The 14986-nt window shown below is 56.6% G+C and carries 13 protein-coding genes; 8 read left to right on the top strand and 5 right to left on the bottom strand.

The window, feature by feature from the left end; translation table 11 throughout:
- Positions 1-13: 13 nt before the first annotated feature.
- Positions 14-220 (top strand): hypothetical protein, encoded by a 207-nt coding sequence (locus C3Z11_RS07945; protein ID WP_106477394.1) that lies wholly within the window; start codon positions 14-16, stop codon positions 218-220.
- A gap of 70 nt (positions 221-290) precedes the next feature.
- Here C3Z11_RS07945 and C3Z11_RS07940 read toward each other — a convergent pair whose 3' ends face one another.
- Positions 291-797 carry a hypothetical protein gene (locus tag C3Z11_RS07940; protein ID WP_158700951.1) on the bottom strand — a complete coding sequence of 169 codons (507 nt, stop codon included), beginning with the start codon at positions 795-797 and terminating at the stop codon, positions 291-293.
- Between the two features lie 98 nt (positions 798-895).
- On the opposite strand from C3Z11_RS07940, the gene C3Z11_RS07935 reads away from it, so the two are divergent.
- Together C3Z11_RS07935 and C3Z11_RS07930 are read left to right on the top strand one after the other, a co-directional pair.
- Positions 896-1330, top strand: a complete 435-nt coding sequence (locus C3Z11_RS07935; RefSeq protein ID WP_106477392.1) for a copper resistance protein NlpE N-terminal domain-containing protein — start codon at positions 896-898, stop codon at positions 1328-1330.
- Positions 1331-1535: 205 nt separating this feature from the next.
- Complete coding sequence (locus C3Z11_RS07930; protein ID WP_106477391.1) at positions 1536-1760, top strand: hypothetical protein; 225 nt, start codon at positions 1536-1538, stop codon at positions 1758-1760.
- A gap of 87 nt (positions 1761-1847) precedes the next feature.
- On the opposite strand, the gene C3Z11_RS17280 is transcribed toward C3Z11_RS07930, so the two are convergent.
- From C3Z11_RS17280 to C3Z11_RS07910, 4 genes are read right to left on the bottom strand one after another with little or no spacing between them, the layout of a single operon-like run.
- Positions 1848-2027, bottom strand: a complete 180-nt coding sequence (locus C3Z11_RS17280; protein WP_106477390.1) for a hypothetical protein — start codon at positions 2025-2027, stop codon at positions 1848-1850.
- Between the two features lie 58 nt (positions 2028-2085).
- Entirely contained in the window at positions 2086-2472 is a 387-nt protein-coding gene (gene nirD, locus C3Z11_RS07920; RefSeq protein WP_106477389.1) for a nitrite reductase small subunit NirD, read from the bottom strand.
- Positions 2472-5027: a nitrite reductase large subunit NirB gene (gene nirB / locus C3Z11_RS07915; RefSeq protein ID WP_106477388.1), complete on the bottom strand. Its 2556-nt coding sequence runs from the start codon at positions 5025-5027 to the stop codon at positions 2472-2474. The genes nirD and nirB overlap by 1 nt, the downstream gene beginning before the upstream one ends.
- Positions 5024-6298 carry an NAD(P)/FAD-dependent oxidoreductase gene (locus tag C3Z11_RS07910; RefSeq protein WP_106477387.1) on the bottom strand — a complete coding sequence of 425 codons (1275 nt, stop codon included), beginning with the start codon at positions 6296-6298 and terminating at the stop codon, positions 5024-5026. Before C3Z11_RS07910 ends, nirB begins: the two co-directional genes overlap by 4 nt.
- Positions 6299-6952: 654 nt before the next feature.
- Here C3Z11_RS07910 and C3Z11_RS07905 point away from each other — a divergent pair.
- The 5 genes from C3Z11_RS07905 to C3Z11_RS07885 all read left to right on the top strand — a co-directional run bounded on the left by C3Z11_RS07905 (position 6953) and on the right by C3Z11_RS07885 (position 14814).
- Positions 6953-9688 carry a nitrate reductase gene (locus C3Z11_RS07905; protein WP_106477386.1) on the top strand — a complete coding sequence of 912 codons (2736 nt, stop codon included), beginning with the start codon at positions 6953-6955 and terminating at the stop codon, positions 9686-9688.
- A gap of 82 nt (positions 9689-9770) precedes the next feature.
- Positions 9771-10568 carry a uroporphyrinogen-III C-methyltransferase gene (gene cobA, locus C3Z11_RS07900; RefSeq protein WP_106477767.1) on the top strand — a complete coding sequence of 266 codons (798 nt, stop codon included), beginning with the start codon at positions 9771-9773 and terminating at the stop codon, positions 10566-10568.
- A 97-nt stretch (positions 10569-10665) separates the two neighbouring features.
- On the top strand, positions 10666-12468 hold the full coding sequence (locus C3Z11_RS07895; protein ID WP_106477385.1) for an AsmA family protein: 1803 nt from the start codon (positions 10666-10668) through the stop codon (positions 12466-12468).
- A gap of 104 nt (positions 12469-12572) precedes the next feature.
- Complete coding sequence (locus tag C3Z11_RS07890) at positions 12573-13193, top strand: TetR/AcrR family transcriptional regulator (RefSeq protein WP_106477384.1); 621 nt, start codon at positions 12573-12575, stop codon at positions 13191-13193.
- Positions 13194-13263: 70 nt separating this feature from the next.
- Positions 13264-14814: an efflux transporter outer membrane subunit gene (locus C3Z11_RS07885; RefSeq protein ID WP_262927298.1), complete on the top strand. Its 1551-nt coding sequence runs from the start codon at positions 13264-13266 to the stop codon at positions 14812-14814.
- Positions 14815-14986: the final 172 nt, after the last annotated feature.

Raw genomic sequence — 14986 nt, 5'->3', positions numbered from 1 at the left:
GAAAGGAGAAACTATGGATATCAAAACGCTTACACAAGCTCAGATGTGGTTCGTCAGTAGCCGTTATGTCGATTGGGAATGGTATGAAAACTTCGATGAAGATCGCTTGATCGGGTTTGTACATCGTCATGGACCTGCTTATGACGATGAAGAGCAAATGGTCGCTGATTTTCTGATTGCCGAAGGACAAAATCCGGAAGATTTCGGTCTGCCGGGATGATTGCCCGCTGAATGGTGATCACTGTTATTCCCTATGACTATCATCACCCCCCTGGCGTTGTCAGGCCTTGTTAGCGTTGTGAAGAGGGCGTGACTGAATAAACGAACGTATCGTTTTTCACGTCATAGTGGCTTTGACCTAATGCGTGGCCTCGCGCATTTGGTAGTTCACTATCTGCCTGGCGGGCTTCACAGGTGATACTCATCGGGGTAAGGAAAGGACGTGCGCCAGCTTGGATAGCCTGTTTAAGCATACCGAAGCAGACGCCATCGGTATGGGCTGACAGTTCTTCATTCGAGAAATGTTCACCAGGCTTGTACCAGAGGACAATATGGATATTTCCTTCTGAGAGATGAGTCACGTCATATCGATCGATGGCAGTATCCTTGGCAAACTCTTCGAGTTGCTGATTAAACGCTTGATAATGCAGCGCCATCGTGTCTGCAACGGTGGGCCGAGACAAAAACAAAGCCAGTACCACAAGAAGGAATTTACACATACAGGACAATAACGTGGTGAGAAAACGTAAGCGTATCACGTTCTGGCCTAATATCTTGTGCCGTTGCTTACTCTTCACATTCAATCCATCAAATGTGCAATGAGTAGCCCTACTTTGCAGAGATAGGAAAACCTGACTAGGCTCAAAGTGCATCTTTTCGAAAAGGAGGTTCGATAATGCGGCTTAAGACTATGACTTCAGTATTTGCTCTTTCGGCTGTTACCGCACTTGCGGGTTGTGCCAGCGGTGGCCCTGATCAGCAATCGCCTTACCAGCGTGCGGCAGGAACTTATGAAGGCGTGCTGCCTTGCCCCGATTGCTCAGGCATTCGCACCCAGTTGGAAATAAAGAATCAGGACAATATCGCGGCAAATTACACGCTGAAGAGTACCCGTCTCGGTAAAAGTCAGGAGCCCATGACTAACAAGGGATCTGTACTGGTACTGGAAGATGTTGGTCCTAATAGCTATCCCGTGGTGTATCAATTGAAAGGACCTAATGGCAACGATATTTACAACCTCTTGCCTTTAGGTGACGGTGATCTGCAACTTCTGGACCGTAACTTCACGAAAATGCAGTCAAGCAATGATTTAACGCTTAAGCGTCGCTAATGAGGCTAAGGGCTTTATCGAAAACCCGGTCATGGACCGGGTTTTTGCTATCTCTACCCTGAAAGTTGCGATGCAGGCTTATGGCTGCTTATACACCATTCTGGCTGGCAGCCCCTTTGTTCAGCAGTATCTCAGCAATAGTGTCGATGATGGCAAATGAGTGGATTAGACTGACGATTGGTTATCATTGACAGGGAGTGTGATCATGACTGATTTATCCGAAGAGTTGCGCATGCCAACGCCATGCCCGAGTTGCGGTAGCCATCGAGTACGTGTCTCTGAAGTACACAACCCGGACAACAAAGTATTTTGTTCTTCTTGCAATACCTATCGAGGTATTTACAGTGAATTTGAAGAAGAACTGCGCACGGCGCCCAAGAGCGAAAAAGAGCGACTGATCGAAGAGGCGGTTAACAAAAAAGACAGCTGATCGGACATGGAATCGCTTAATGCCTCAATGAATAGTAAAAGCCCGCATCGTCAGATGCGGGCTTTTTATGGGCTATCGCTTATTCCGTCAGGACTTAAGACCACCCCAGCCATGATTGTAGCAGTCGCATTCTGGATCCTGGCACGGTTGGCGATCCGGGTGAGCCGAGGCGCAGGCTTCACAGCAAAATACCTTGCCATTAATGGTCACGGCACTTTCTGGCACGACGACATCACAATAGGTGCAGTCGCAGACACGTTCTTCCATGTGGCTTAATCTCCCAACAATCGATTGTCACCTGCCAGTGTAGTCGAGTGACGGAACATCAGCCTGATATCTGTACTTCATCACCCTGCAGTCGCACTTGCCAAGTGCGTAGCTGCACTGTTTCATCCTCTAGACAGATACCATCCCTGAGACGGAAATGCTGCTTGTAGAGAGGTGACGCGATAACGACTTCCCCTCCTTTGTCGCCAACAATGCCACGGCCCAGAACGTTCGCATTGGAGAACGGATCGTGATTATCGATGGCATAAAGTTCGGTCTTTCCTGAGCGGCCCTTGGGTACATAAATCAGCGCGACCTGATCATCCTGCCACCATGCCACGACGCCAGAATTAGCGACCAGATCGGCCTTGTTACACAGCCGCTGCCAGCGAGTGTCCTGCAGGGTGTCATTTTTCATGGCAGTATCTTTGAGCGCAGTTGTCATCAGCTGATCTCCTTGGCAATGATCTTGTTGGACAATTCCTCGGCCCGCATCGGCCGCTTCTGGCCGCGTTCATCAACGAAGGTGATCGCCGGGTCAGGGCGTTGGTCGTTGACGAAGGTGCGGAAGCGCTTGAGCTTCTCAGGATCCTTCAGTGCGTTGGCCCATTCACATTCGTAATGATCAACCACGTGTTGCATCTGCGCTTCAAGTTCAGCGCCGATACCCAGGCTGTCCTCGATAATGACCTCCTTGAGATAATCCAACCCACCATCGAGGCTCTCGCGCCACACCGAGGTGCGCGTGAGTTTGTCGGCAGTGCGGATGTAGAACATCAGGAAACGGTCGATGTACTTGATCAGCGTCTCGTCATCGAGATCGGTAGCGAACAGCTCGGCATGGCGGGGACGCATTCCACCGTTGCCACTGATGTAGAGGTTCCAACCCTTGTCAGTAGCAATGACACCGACGTCCTTGCTTTGTGCCTCGGCGCATTCGCGGGTACAGCCGGAAACGGCGAACTTGAGTTTGTGGGGGGAGCGCAAGCCCTTGTAACGATCTTCGATCCGCAGTGCCATTGCCACGCTATCCTGCACGCCGTAACGGCACCATGTACTGCCGACGCAGGATTTCACGGTACGTGTCGACTTGCCGTAGGCGTGGCCGGTTTCGAAGCCGGCCTCGATCAGTTCCTGCCAGATGTCCGGCAGATCATGAAGTTGCGCGCCGAACAGATCGATACGCTGGCCACCGGTGATCTTGGTATAGAGATCATATTTCTTGGCCACGGCACCAATCGCGATCAACTTGTCAGGGGTGATCTCGCCGCCCGGAATACGCGGCACTACCGAGTAGGTGCCGTTCTTCTGCATGTTGGCCATGAAGGTGTCATTGGTATCCTGCAACGGTACGTTCGATGGGTCCGTGATCGGCTTGTTCCAGCTTGATGCCAGGATTGAGGCCACCGCAGGTTTGCAAATATCGCATCCCAATCCGCCGTTACCGTGTTTTTCCATCAGCGCGTCAAAGGTCTCGATGCCCTCGACGCGAACAAGCGAGTAGAGCTCCTGACGAGTGTGAGAAAAGTGTTCACACAGGCTCTTGTCGACTTCAATGCCACGTGATTCGAGTTCATGATCAAAGACCGACTTGAGCAGTGCCGCACAGCCGCCGCAGCCGGTGCTGGCCTTGGTCTCGGCCTTGAGCGAAGCGAGATCGCTGCAGCCGGCGTCAACCGCCTTGCACACCGCTCCCTTGGTCACGTTGTGGCACGAGCAGATCATTGCCGTCTCGGGCAGGGCGTCTGCACCAAGGGTCGGAGTGCCCTCTGACTGCGGCAGAATAAGACTGGCCGGATCGGCGGGCAACTTGATGCCGTTCTGGGCGTACTGCAGCAATGTATCGTAGTAGCTATTGTCACCGACCAGCACCGCGCCGATGACATGCTTGCCATCAGCGGAGACGACCAGGCGGCGATAGGCGCTATTGGCTTCGTCGATATAGCGGTAGCTTTTGGCACCCTCGGTCTTGGCATGGGCATCGCCGATCGAGCCGACATCGACGCCCAGCAGCTTCAGTTTGGTCGACATGTCGGCGCCGGAAAATGACTCGCAGTCACCCATCAGGCAGCCGGCGACGGTGCGTGCCATGGTGTAGCCGGGCGCTACCAGGCCGAAGACCTGACCATTCCACAGCGCGCACTCGCCAATCGCGAAGATTTCCGGGTCGGATGTACGGCAGGTGTCATCAATGATGATGCCGCCGCGCTCGCCAATTTCGAGGCTGCATTCACGGGCGAGCTTGTCTTGCGGACGAATCCCGGCCGAGAATACGATCAGATCGGTTTCGAGATGCTCACCGCCCTTGAAGTTCATCCGATAGCGGTATTCATCGCCCGCCACGATTTCCTCAGTCGCGCAGCCGGTATGCACGCCAACGCCCAGCGCTTCGATCTGCTCACGCAGCGCCGCGCCGCCTTGCTCGTCGAGTTGCACCGGCATAAGCCGTGGTGCAAATTCCACCACGTGAGCTTCGATACCTAGTGATTTCAACGCATTGGCCGCTTCGAGGCCAAGCAGCCCACCGCCAATTACCACGCCGCGCTTGGCATTCTTGGCGGCATCGCGAATCTGGTCGAGATCATCAAGCGTGCGATAAACCAACCGGTTGGGCTGGCCTTCCTCGGCGCCGGGGATCGGCGGCACGAAGGGATAGGAGCCGGTAGCCAGGATCAGGCTGTCGTAATGATAGCGGCCGTCGGTAGTGAAAATTTCACCGGCATCACGGTCGATCTTGCTGACGCATTCGCCCAGGTGCAGTTCGATACCATGAGTGCGGTGCAGGTCATGGTCACCCAGGGCGAGTGCCTCGGCGTCACGGCCCGAGAAATACTCAGACAAATGAACACGGTCATAGGCACGGTGACGTTCTTCACCGAAGATGTGAATGGTGTAGTGCTCGGTGGCGCCGCGCTCAATCAATTGCTCGATGCAGTGGTGACCCACCATGCCATTGCCGATGATGATGAGTTGTTTCTTGGTCGTGGGAAGAGTGGTCATGCGGCCTCCTCGAGTCGCTGAGTAGCGTCATGGGCGCCGAACAGCAGCGCGTCTCGGCAATGGCTGAGATCGCGGCTGTCCAGAGATTGTTGGAAATACCAGGGACCGGCGGCGGTGTCGCCGTACAGCACGGCGCCGATCAGGCGGTTGTCGCGCAGTATCAGGCGGCGGTAATCGCCGTTTTCCGGATCGAAATAGGTCAGTACGTCATCGTGAACGGCGGGCTCGTCGCTCGCATCGAGCACGCCAAACGCATAAAGGTTGATACCGCTGACTTTAAGCTTGGTGGCGGTCAGGGCGTCACGGTAGCGCGCGTCTTTACCGCACAGGCGTGCGGCGAGAACTTCGGCTTGCCGCCAGATCGGCTCGACCAAGCCATAAGTCGTTGTTTCGAATTCGCAGCACTCGCCAAGCGCGTAGATTGATGGGTCACTGGTCCTCATGCCGTCATCGACGATGATCGCACGGCCGCAGGCGAGCCCGGCATCGCGTCCGAGTTCGGCGTTGGGCGTAATGCCGGCGGCCACGACGACAGTGTCAGCCTTTAGCGTATGGCCGTTTTTGAGGGTGACACTACTAACGCGCCCTTGACCGTTGTCATTAAAAGCGGTCGCCAGCGTACCTAGCTCAAAGTGAAGCCCACGGGTTTCAAGCTCCTGCTGTAACAGCCTGGCGGCATATTCATCGAGTTGTCGGTTGAGCAGATGATGACCCAGATGCACGACCGTGATGCTCATGCCACGCTTGCGCAGTCCTTCGGCGGCTTCCAGGCCGAGCAGGCCGCCGCCAATCACCACGGCGTGTTCCCCGTGCTCTTGAGCGCGAGTCAGCGTGTCTACATCATGGGTAGTACGAAAACCATGAATGCCGTCCAGCTCGCTGCCCGGCAGTGGAAATTTGGTCGGACGTGAGCCAGTGGCCAGTACCAGCTGGTCATAAGGCGTGCGCGTACCTTCGGCGCTAACGACTTCGCGACGCTCACGATCAATGGTCATCACGGGACTGTCGCAGTGCAGCGTGATGTCGTTGGCGGCATACCAGTCGCGGTCATGCAGGGCAATGGCGTCTGGGGTGATTTCGCCGGCCAACAGCGGCGACAGCATAATGCGATTGTAGGCTGGAGAGGGTTCATCGCCGAAAACATGGATCTCCTGCGAACGATCGTCGCGCGCCACCAGCTGCTCCAGTAGACGATGGCCGGCCATACCGTTACCAATCACGACCAGGCGCTGGCGGTGCTGTGCTCGCTGTATCTGTCTTAGCTCTGTCATAGGGCGTCTCGCTATGCGGTTGCGAAGTCCCGTCTGTCCCAGAAACGAAAATGGCGCCTGAGGCTGGCGGAGGAAATTCTCCGGCTCAGCCATCAGGCGCCATTGCCTAAATGCTTTAACGTGTAGACGGTCTTCTTGCTTGGTCTTGCTTAGGTCAACGTTGACCAGGGTTGTCTAAATTAAGCGATTACCATGCCATTCTTAATTTAGTTATTTAAAATCAATAACATAATGTTTGGAGATGGGTGAGGGGAGGCCACAGCTTATCGATTAATGTCCGCTTGATGTGCACGGCGCATGCAAATTGCACGTGCATGGTGCGTACAGCCGGCAGAATCATTCATGGTTTGAATTGTTTTAATTACAAGTTAATGATTTTTAAGGTAATTTATATAGTGGGTATGATATCTGCTTGGTTTATAGGGCTGGGAACGTTCCTTTGCATACGCCAACGACGGCGTCAGACCAGCATCGACTAATCGCACGAACAGATAGTCGTGCGATATACGAAAGATTTTGACAGGCAAAGAGGCCTGGCTTCACGTCACCGTGAGGCCAGGCCTCTTTGTTTATGGCGTACCCTCATAGCGTTTATGGCGCAGCTGTGAACGCCAAGCAAACGGCGAGGGCGCCAACCAGACGGGAGAACATGACATGCGAGCGACAACCACCTGCCCTTACTGCGGTGTCGGCTGCGGCGTCATTGCTGATATAGAAAAACGCGACGGTTGTGAGGTTATGGTCGGCGTTCAGGGCGATCGGGAACATCCGGCCAACTACGGTAAGCTCTGCGTCAAAGGATCGGCGCTGCACGAAACGCTCGGATCAAATGATCGCGTGCTGATGCCGCGCGTCGATGGTCATGAGGTCAGTTGGGATGAGGCGTTGGATAGTGTTGCTACTCGTCTGGGCAGGGTCATGTCGCAGCAGGGCGGCGGCGCGATCGCCGGTTACCTGTCGGGACAGTTGTTGACCGAGGATTACTATATAGCCAATAAACTCTTCAAGGGGTTTCTTGGCACCCCGCATGTCGATACCAACTCGCGGCTGTGCATGGCCTCGGCTGTGGCGGGCTACAAGCGCGCCTTTGGCGCCGATGCGGTGCCCTGTTGCTATGAAGATATTGAAGAAGCCGAGTTATTGGTCCTGGTGGGCAGCAATCTGGCCTGGAACCACCCGGTACTCTACCAGCGTGTACGCACCGCCAAGCGTCGCAACCCGTTGATGCGCGTGGTGGTAATCGATCCGCGTGTCACCGATACCTGCGAAATTGCCGATCTCTATCTCGGCATTACGCCGGGCAGCGACACACGGCTGTTCAACGGATTGTTGACCTACATGGCGCAGCGCGGCCATCTCGACAAGCCTTATCTTGAGGCGCATACCCAGGGCTTTCAGGAGGCTCTTGCCGCTGCGAGTGCCGATAGCGAGTCACTTGAAGATATCGCGGCGTATTGCGATATCGATATGGAGGCGCTTGAGACGTTCTACTACTGGTTTGCCACGCAGCTTCACGTGGTCACGCTATATTCTCAAGGCGTCAACCAGTCTACCTCTGGCACCGACAAGTCCAACGCGATCATCAATTGTCATCTGGCCGGCGGAAAGATCGGCATCCCAGGCGGTGGGCCGTTCTCGATCACTGGTCAGCCCAATGCGATGGGAGGGCGCGAAGTGGGTGGGCTTGCCAATCAGCTTGCTGCCCACATGGATTATCACACCCCCGGTGCGATTGACCGTGTCACGCGCTTCTGGGCCACCGATACCTTGATACCCACGTTGCCGACGCAGCCGGGGCACAAGGCGGTGGATCTCTTTGATGCCATCGAGCGCGGCGAGATCCAGGCGCTATGGGTGATGGCCACTAATCCGGCCGTCAGCATGCCGGATGCCAACCGGGTACGGCGTGCACTTGCCAAATGCCCGCTGGTGATTGTCTCTGAGTGCATGACCGGCACCGACATGATGAAGTATGCCGATATCGTGCTGCCAGCGACGTCATGGTCGGAGAAGGACGGCACGGTAACCAACTCCGAGCGGCGTATCTCGCGCCAGCGTGGCCTGATGACGCCTCCCGGCGAGGCCAAAAACGATTGGTGGACACTATGTGAAGTCGCCAAGCGGCTTGGTTTTGCTGACGCTTTCACCTATCAGCACCCTCATGAAATTTTTGACGAGCATGCCCGGCTGTCAGGCTTCGAGAATACTCAGGAGCATGGCCGGCGCCTGTTCGATATTTCCGGCCTCGTTGGCCTGGGGCGTGAAGGATATGACGCGATCAAGCCGATTCAATGGCCGGTCACGGCTCAAGCACCGGGTGGTACCGCGCGGCTGTTCGAGGACGGCCGCTTCATCACGCCCAATGGACTGGCGCGTCTGGTCCCGGTACGTGCTCAGGCGCCTCAACAGCAGCTCACGGACGCCACGCCGCTGCGCCTCAATACCGGCCGAATTCGCGATCAGTGGCATACCATGAGCCGCACCTCGCGCGCGCCGCGCCTGATGAATCATCGCGCCGAGCCCTACATCGACGTTCATCCCGACGATGCCCATAAGGTGGGTGTCGTCGAGGGTGGCCTTGGCCGGCTCAATAACGCGCAAGGTGAATATGTCGCTCGCATACGGCTGGCTACCGCTCAGCGGCGGGGCGAAGTATTTGTGCCGATGCACTGGAACGATCAGTTTACCGGCCGGGCGCGGATGGGGGCATTGATCGAGGCGGTTGTTGATCCCGTTTCCGGTCAGCCTGAATCCAAGCATGGTGCGGTGCAGTTGGCGCCGTTCGCTGCACGCTGGGAGGCGTGCCTGATGCTGGCGGAGGAAACCAATGAACGCTCGGCAGCACGGGTGAAGGCGGCGGTCGATTATTGGGCGCGTATTCCGATGGCCAATTGTCAGAGACTACAGATGGCGGGCAGCGAGACGCTCGATTGGTCAGTGTTCTGTCGCGACGTGCTGGGTAGCGCGCCGACGTTATGGTGCGAAGATACGCGTCAGGGTACTTTCCGCGCAGCTGCGCTGGAAAATGGCCGACTCAAATGGTGGCTGGCCGTCGCGCCACCCGCTGGGCTTCCCGCGTTGAACTGGCTAGATGAGCGCTTTGGCGAAGAAGCGATAGATGCCGACGCGCGGCGACGTTTGCTGGCGGGCAGCGAAGCGGGGGGCGAAGATACCGGCCCGGTAGTGTGCAGCTGTCATCAGGTCGGGCAGAAGACCATTACCAAGGCGATCCAGGAAGGCGCTAACAGTGTTGAGTCGTTGGGTGAGCGGTTGTGCTGCGGCACTCAATGCGGCTCATGCATTCCGGAATTAAAAACACTTATTCAGACTACACAAGTCAGCGAGGAACGTTCCCATGATCGGGTTCATGAAGCGACTCAAATGGCATGACATCGTCTTACGGAGCGGAGTTGCAAGAACCACGGTGTCATGGGAGCGCTGGTGTTTTTCATGGGCCGATACGCGTTCGAGCATGAGCAGAGGTGACGTTTGGCCATCGGTTAACGGCAACGTCGAGCCGGGTAAGGTCTACCTGGTCGGTGCCGGGCCGGGCGATGCCGAGCTTTTGACGCTGAAGGCGTGGCGGCTGATTCAACAGGCCGATGCGGTAGTTTACGACCGGCTGGTAGGTGACGATATTCTTGCGATGATCGGCTTGGGCGTCGAGCGCTATTACGTTGGAAAGGCGCGCGGTCATCACAGCGTGCCCCAAGCCGAGATTGGCGCGCTATTGGTGCGCCTGGCGAGTGAGGGCAAATCAGTGGTGCGCTTGAAAGGAGGCGATCCGGCGGTGTTTGCCCGTATGGGTGAGGAGCTTGCCGCGCTGGCGGACCATGACGTGCCGGCTGAAATCGTGCCGGGTATTACCGCAGCGTCTGCGGCTGCGGCAACCATGGGAGTTCCGCTGACCGACCGCGGCCATGCCCAGCAGCTACGCTTCATCACTGCCCAGCAGTGTCGTGAAGACGGTGAACCGGACTGGCAGGCACTGGCCCGCCGCGATGAGACACTTATCTTCTATATGGGACTCTCCAAGGTCGGACTGATCTGTCAGCGGTTGCGTGAGGCTGGCCTGCCTGATGACTGGCCGATCATGCTGGTGGCCAATGCCAGTCTTGCTGAACAACGCTCACTGACCGGAACGCTTGCTGACATGGCCGAGCAGCTTGCGGCTACGCCTCTGCCATCACCGTGTCTGATCATGGTGGGCAGCGTGGTCTCGGCCTGCGCCACTTCTCCCGCGAGGCAGGTGATGGGGGCAGTACGTTAGGCAATTTTAGTATGACAGTTAAGTGGCACTACACCGGTTAAGGTGCCATTTTTAAAGCGGCCCCCTGAGGGCCGCTTTTTATTGTCAGGAGCACATCATGTCAGAAACACGTACAGAGCACATGAAGCGAGGGCGGCTGCCATCCAAGCGCTGGTGGCTACCGCCGTTAATCGTGTTGGGGCTGCTAGGCGTGGGGCTGGCGCTATTGCCATATTATCTCGAACATCGCATCGTCGAGCAGCTGAGTACGCTCACCGGGCGTGAAGTGACGCTTGAGGATGTCGATGTCAATCCGTTTGTCGCCAGGGTCACGCTGGATAATATCGCTATCGCGGGCAGCGCCCAGGATGAGCCGCCGGTGCTGGCCAGTAAAAAAGTGGTGGCCGATATGGGGTGGTCATCGCTTTGGCAAAAGGGCTGGACAATCGAGGCGCTACGCTTCTCGGCGCCTCGGGTGCGGCTTGTCTGGCGGCAAAATGGTGAGTGGAATCTGACCCACCTGTTCAGCAGTAGCAGTGGCGGTGCGGAGGCTTCAGCGCTGCGTATTGATCATCTGCATATCGACGAAGGACAATTGAGCTGGATCAATCGCCATCGAGCCCAACCCGCGACGTTGACGCTTGAGCATATAGCCCTCGATGGCCAAGGGTTCAACAGCGAAAGCCACACGCCTTTTTCGCTAACCGGACAGGCTGCCTGGAATGGCGGTACGCTCAAGACCAACGGTAAGCTCGGCTTTGCGCCGTGGCTGGCTGATCTTGAGTTTTCGCCCCAGGGCATTCCACTTACTACCTTCTCAGCTTACCTCTCGTCGTTGATGCAGGCTCAGGTAGTACAGGGCGTCATCAAAGGCGATATTCATGTACTGGCCGGACAGGCTAGCGACGCGGGTCTCAAGCTCAGTGCTGACATGACATTGACTGGGCTTGAGCTTCATAGCGCCAAGAATGCAGCGTTGGCCCGCGCAGAGCGCATCACGATGAATGATTTTTCCTACACATCTTCTCCGGCAACGCTGAACATTGATCATATCGATCTTAAGGCGCCTTTTCTCAGGGCAATCATTACTGAGCAGCTAGGCACCAACCTAACAGCGTTCACGCCACCTGCCAGTGATGAAACGCCCGCATCCTCCCAAACCGTGTCGTCACAAACGCAGGATGATGAACAGCGCAGCTCGACGATGCCCTTTTCGCTTTCCCAACTGAGCGTGTCGCAAGGTGAACTCCAGTTCAGTGACCGCCATCTGCCTCAGCCTTTCAATGTCGATATTACCGCGCTGTCCGGGCAACTTACTGGCTTGTCGACGGCCGCTGAAAACCAAGGAAAACTCAAACTGGTCGGTCAGGTGGATAAAGATGCGCCGATGCGCATTGAGGGCACTCTCTCCCCGCTCGGTCAGCCTCTTTCCGGTGATCTGCAGATGCATTTCGATCACATGAAACTAATGACGTTTGCGCCTTATGTGCGCCAGTTTGGTGGCTATAAGGTGGAAGGAGGGCAGGTGAACCTCGATCTCGATTACCGGATACAAGGCAGTACGCTGCGAGCTGACAATCACGTAGTGTTGCATCGCGTCGATCTCGGCGCGCCGGTGCCCGATGTCCAGACACAGTTGCCCCTTAAAAAGCTGGTGGCAGTGCTGCAGGGTGATGACGGCGTCATCAATCTCAATATTCCGTTACAGATGTCGCTCGACGGTGCCTCGTTGGATATCGGCAGTGTCATATGGCAGGCCATTGGCGAAGCGCTTGAAAACATGGTGACCTCGCCGGGTGAGACGCTATCTGCACTGCTCGGTAACGATGAGAATACCAATGAAAGCCATAAAGAAGGCGATCAAGACGAGATTGGCTGGATGTCGGCGGTGAAGAAGCAAGCACCTCAATCAAACGATTGAGATGTGCGATGTGACCAGTGGCGACGCTTTCTCCCGTACGGAGAGCGGAGTAAAGTAGCGATGGGGACTCAAGTCCCCTTTTTCGTGGATGCGGTGGAGGAAGCGTGGCGAATCGCAAAGGTGCCATCCGGCGCCGCAATGTGGAGAAAATTCTGCTGGCTGCGGAATCTATCTTCGCAGAAAAGGGCTTTGCCGGGGCGACGATGAATGACATCGCGCAGCTTGCCGAATTGCCCAAGTCGAATCTGCACTATTATTTTTCGACCAAGGAACAACTCTACCGTGAGGTACTGTTAGAGTTGCTCGAATTATGGAAGCAGGATGCACTGTGCTTCGAACTCTTTGATGATCCACGTGTCGTGTTGACTACCTACATCCGCGCCAAGATGACCCATTCCCGCACACGAGCGCACGGCTCGAAGATCTGGGCCAACGAGGTCATGCACCGTGCGCCGGTGCTCGGTACACAGTTGAGCGACAGCCTGGTCGAGTGGACCAAACTCAAGCAGGCCAAGATCCGCAAGTGGGTGGATGAAGACCGCATCGCCTCGGTCGATCCCGCGCATCTGTTATACATCATCTGGGCCTCGACCCAGCATTACGCCGACTTTGATTATCAGATCGAACTACTCAATGACGGGCAGGCGTTGAGCGACATGCAGTTTGAGCGAGCGGTGCAGAGTGTCACGAGTATTGTCCTGCGTGGCATCGGGCTTGAAGCCTGATGCGCTTACCTTTCAACCTGTATTCGTAACGCCCTTGGCTCGGTTAGAAGTGCCGCATTGGAGAACGCAAGTGAAGAAAGGACGTGCCCTGACAGGGTTTGAAAAAAGCATTGGCCATTATCTGCGCATGGGTGGCCTGAGCGCCGTATGTGGTGTGATGCTTGCCGGCTGCGCCAATTACGCAGGTATCGAGCCGCAGGGAGAAATGACCGACCTCGCTCAGTTGAATGCTCATCAGATGCTCTCCGATGTCACTATCTCACCGGCCAGCTGGCCGAAAAGCGACTGGTGGAACGCACTCGGCGACCCGGTGCTGGATCAGCTGATTCACGAAGCGCTGGCGGACAGCCCCGACATGGAAGTCGCTCAGGCCCGGCTGCGTCAGGCTAATGCAGAGGCCGAGGCGGCCGGCGCCGAGCGGCTGCCGACCGTCGATGGCTCGGCCAGCATCAGTCGTTCGCGCGTCTCGCAGGTACAAGATCCGAGTGGCGTCGGCGGCTTTTACAGCACTTCTCGTGCGCTGAGCGCCAACTTCAATTACGACTTCGACCTATGGGGGCGGGACGAGGCTGACTTTCGCGCTGCACTTGGCGAGGCGCGTGCTTCCGAAATTGATTACCATGCCGCTGCGCTGACGCTGTCGACCAACGTTGCGCGTGCCTACGTGCAACTGGCGGATGCCTATAATCAGCGTGATCTGGCCCAGGAAGAGCTAGAGCGTGCGCAGAACGTCGCCGATATCAACCGTCAGCTCGGCCAAGCTGGACTGCAGAACGAAACACCGCAGTTGCAGTCGCGCTCAAGCGTGGCGAGCTCGCGTCAGGCGCTGAGCGCAGCCGAACAGACGCTGCGCAGCGCCGAAATCCAGATGGCGGTATTGCTTGGCAAGGGTCCTGACCGCGGTGCCGAAATTCCGCGTCCCAGGGTGCTGACGCCGGCGCTGCTGGCGCTGCCGTCTAACGTGCCCGCCGAGCTGCTCGGGCGACGCCCTGATATCGTCGCGGCGCGCTGGCGCGTCGAGGCGGCAACGCAAGACATCAAGGCCGCCAAGGCACGCTTCTATCCCAACCTCAATCTCTCAGCAATGATCGGCTTTCAGTCGTATCTGGGCAACTATATCTTCAGCGATGCAGCCGAGGCGGCGAACATCGAGCCCGCGATTTCTCTGCCGATTTTCGAAGGCGGCCGGCTGCGCGCTAACCTTGAGCGCACCGATGCCAGCTACGATCTGAACGTGGCGCAGTACAACCAGACGCTGATCAATGCACTTGGCGATGTCACCACCTACATCACCGAACTGGACGCGATGAAATCCCAGCTCAAGGATCTCGAAGAGGCACGCAAGACTGCACAGAGCGGTTTCGATCTTGCCGTGAGTCGTCAACAGGCCGGGCTCGAAAACTATCTGACCGTGCTGAGCAGCCAGCAACAGCTGCTCAATGCTGAGCAGCGGCTAATCGATTTCAAGACGCGTCAGCTCGACACTTCCATTCAACTGGTTCAAGCGCTCGGCGGCGGCTTTGAACCTGAATCGCCTTCCCATCAGGAGGGCGGAGTTCCCGCTGCTCCCGCGCCGCAATACAAGCGTGTCACGCAAGAGTCTCTAACCGATCACTCTTGATCGGCTGATATCCTCGAAGCGAGCGCTTTGACCAGCAGGTGGGCAAAGCGCTGCGCCGAGGGCAAGGGGTTGAAGCTCCACTGCATCAAGATGCAGAACCCTGTTATGGCGCACCGCGTCGAGATGGCACCCTATACCGATTTTTAATAGTTGCGCTTTTAATAGTGCGCTT

The sequence above is a fragment of the Phytohalomonas tamaricis genome (assembly GCF_003012345.1).
Taxonomy (GTDB): Bacteria; Pseudomonadota; Gammaproteobacteria; order Pseudomonadales; family Halomonadaceae; genus Phytohalomonas; species Phytohalomonas tamaricis.
The sequence above is the reverse complement of the archived record's forward strand: the minus strand, read 5'-3'. Positions and strand labels throughout refer to the sequence as shown.

What these genes read in the sequence shown, in the direction of transcription:
- C3Z11_RS07945 (WP_106477394.1), top strand. Translation starts at nt 14, where the DNA reads ATGGATATCAAAACGCTTACACAAGCTCAGATGTGGTTCGTCAGTAGC.
- C3Z11_RS07935 (WP_106477392.1), top strand. Translation starts at nt 896, where the DNA reads ATGCGGCTTAAGACTATGACTTCAGTATTTGCTCTTTCGGCTGTTACC.
- C3Z11_RS07930 (WP_106477391.1), top strand. Translation starts at nt 1,536, where the DNA reads ATGACTGATTTATCCGAAGAGTTGCGCATGCCAACGCCATGCCCGAGT.
- C3Z11_RS17280 (WP_106477390.1), bottom strand. Translation starts at nt 2,027, where the DNA reads ATGGAAGAACGTGTCTGCGACTGCACCTATTGTGATGTCGTCGTGCCA.
- nirD (WP_106477389.1), bottom strand. Translation starts at nt 2,472, where the DNA reads ATGACAACTGCGCTCAAAGATACTGCCATGAAAAATGACACCCTGCAG.
- nirB (WP_106477388.1), bottom strand. Translation starts at nt 5,027, where the DNA reads ATGACCACTCTTCCCACGACCAAGAAACAACTCATCATCATCGGCAAT.
- C3Z11_RS07910 (WP_106477387.1), bottom strand. Translation starts at nt 6,298, where the DNA reads ATGACAGAGCTAAGACAGATACAGCGAGCACAGCACCGCCAGCGCCTG.
- C3Z11_RS07905 (WP_106477386.1), top strand. Translation starts at nt 6,953, where the DNA reads ATGCGAGCGACAACCACCTGCCCTTACTGCGGTGTCGGCTGCGGCGTC.
- cobA (WP_106477767.1), top strand. Translation starts at nt 9,771, where the DNA reads ATGAGCAGAGGTGACGTTTGGCCATCGGTTAACGGCAACGTCGAGCCG.
- C3Z11_RS07895 (WP_106477385.1), top strand. Translation starts at nt 10,666, where the DNA reads ATGTCAGAAACACGTACAGAGCACATGAAGCGAGGGCGGCTGCCATCC.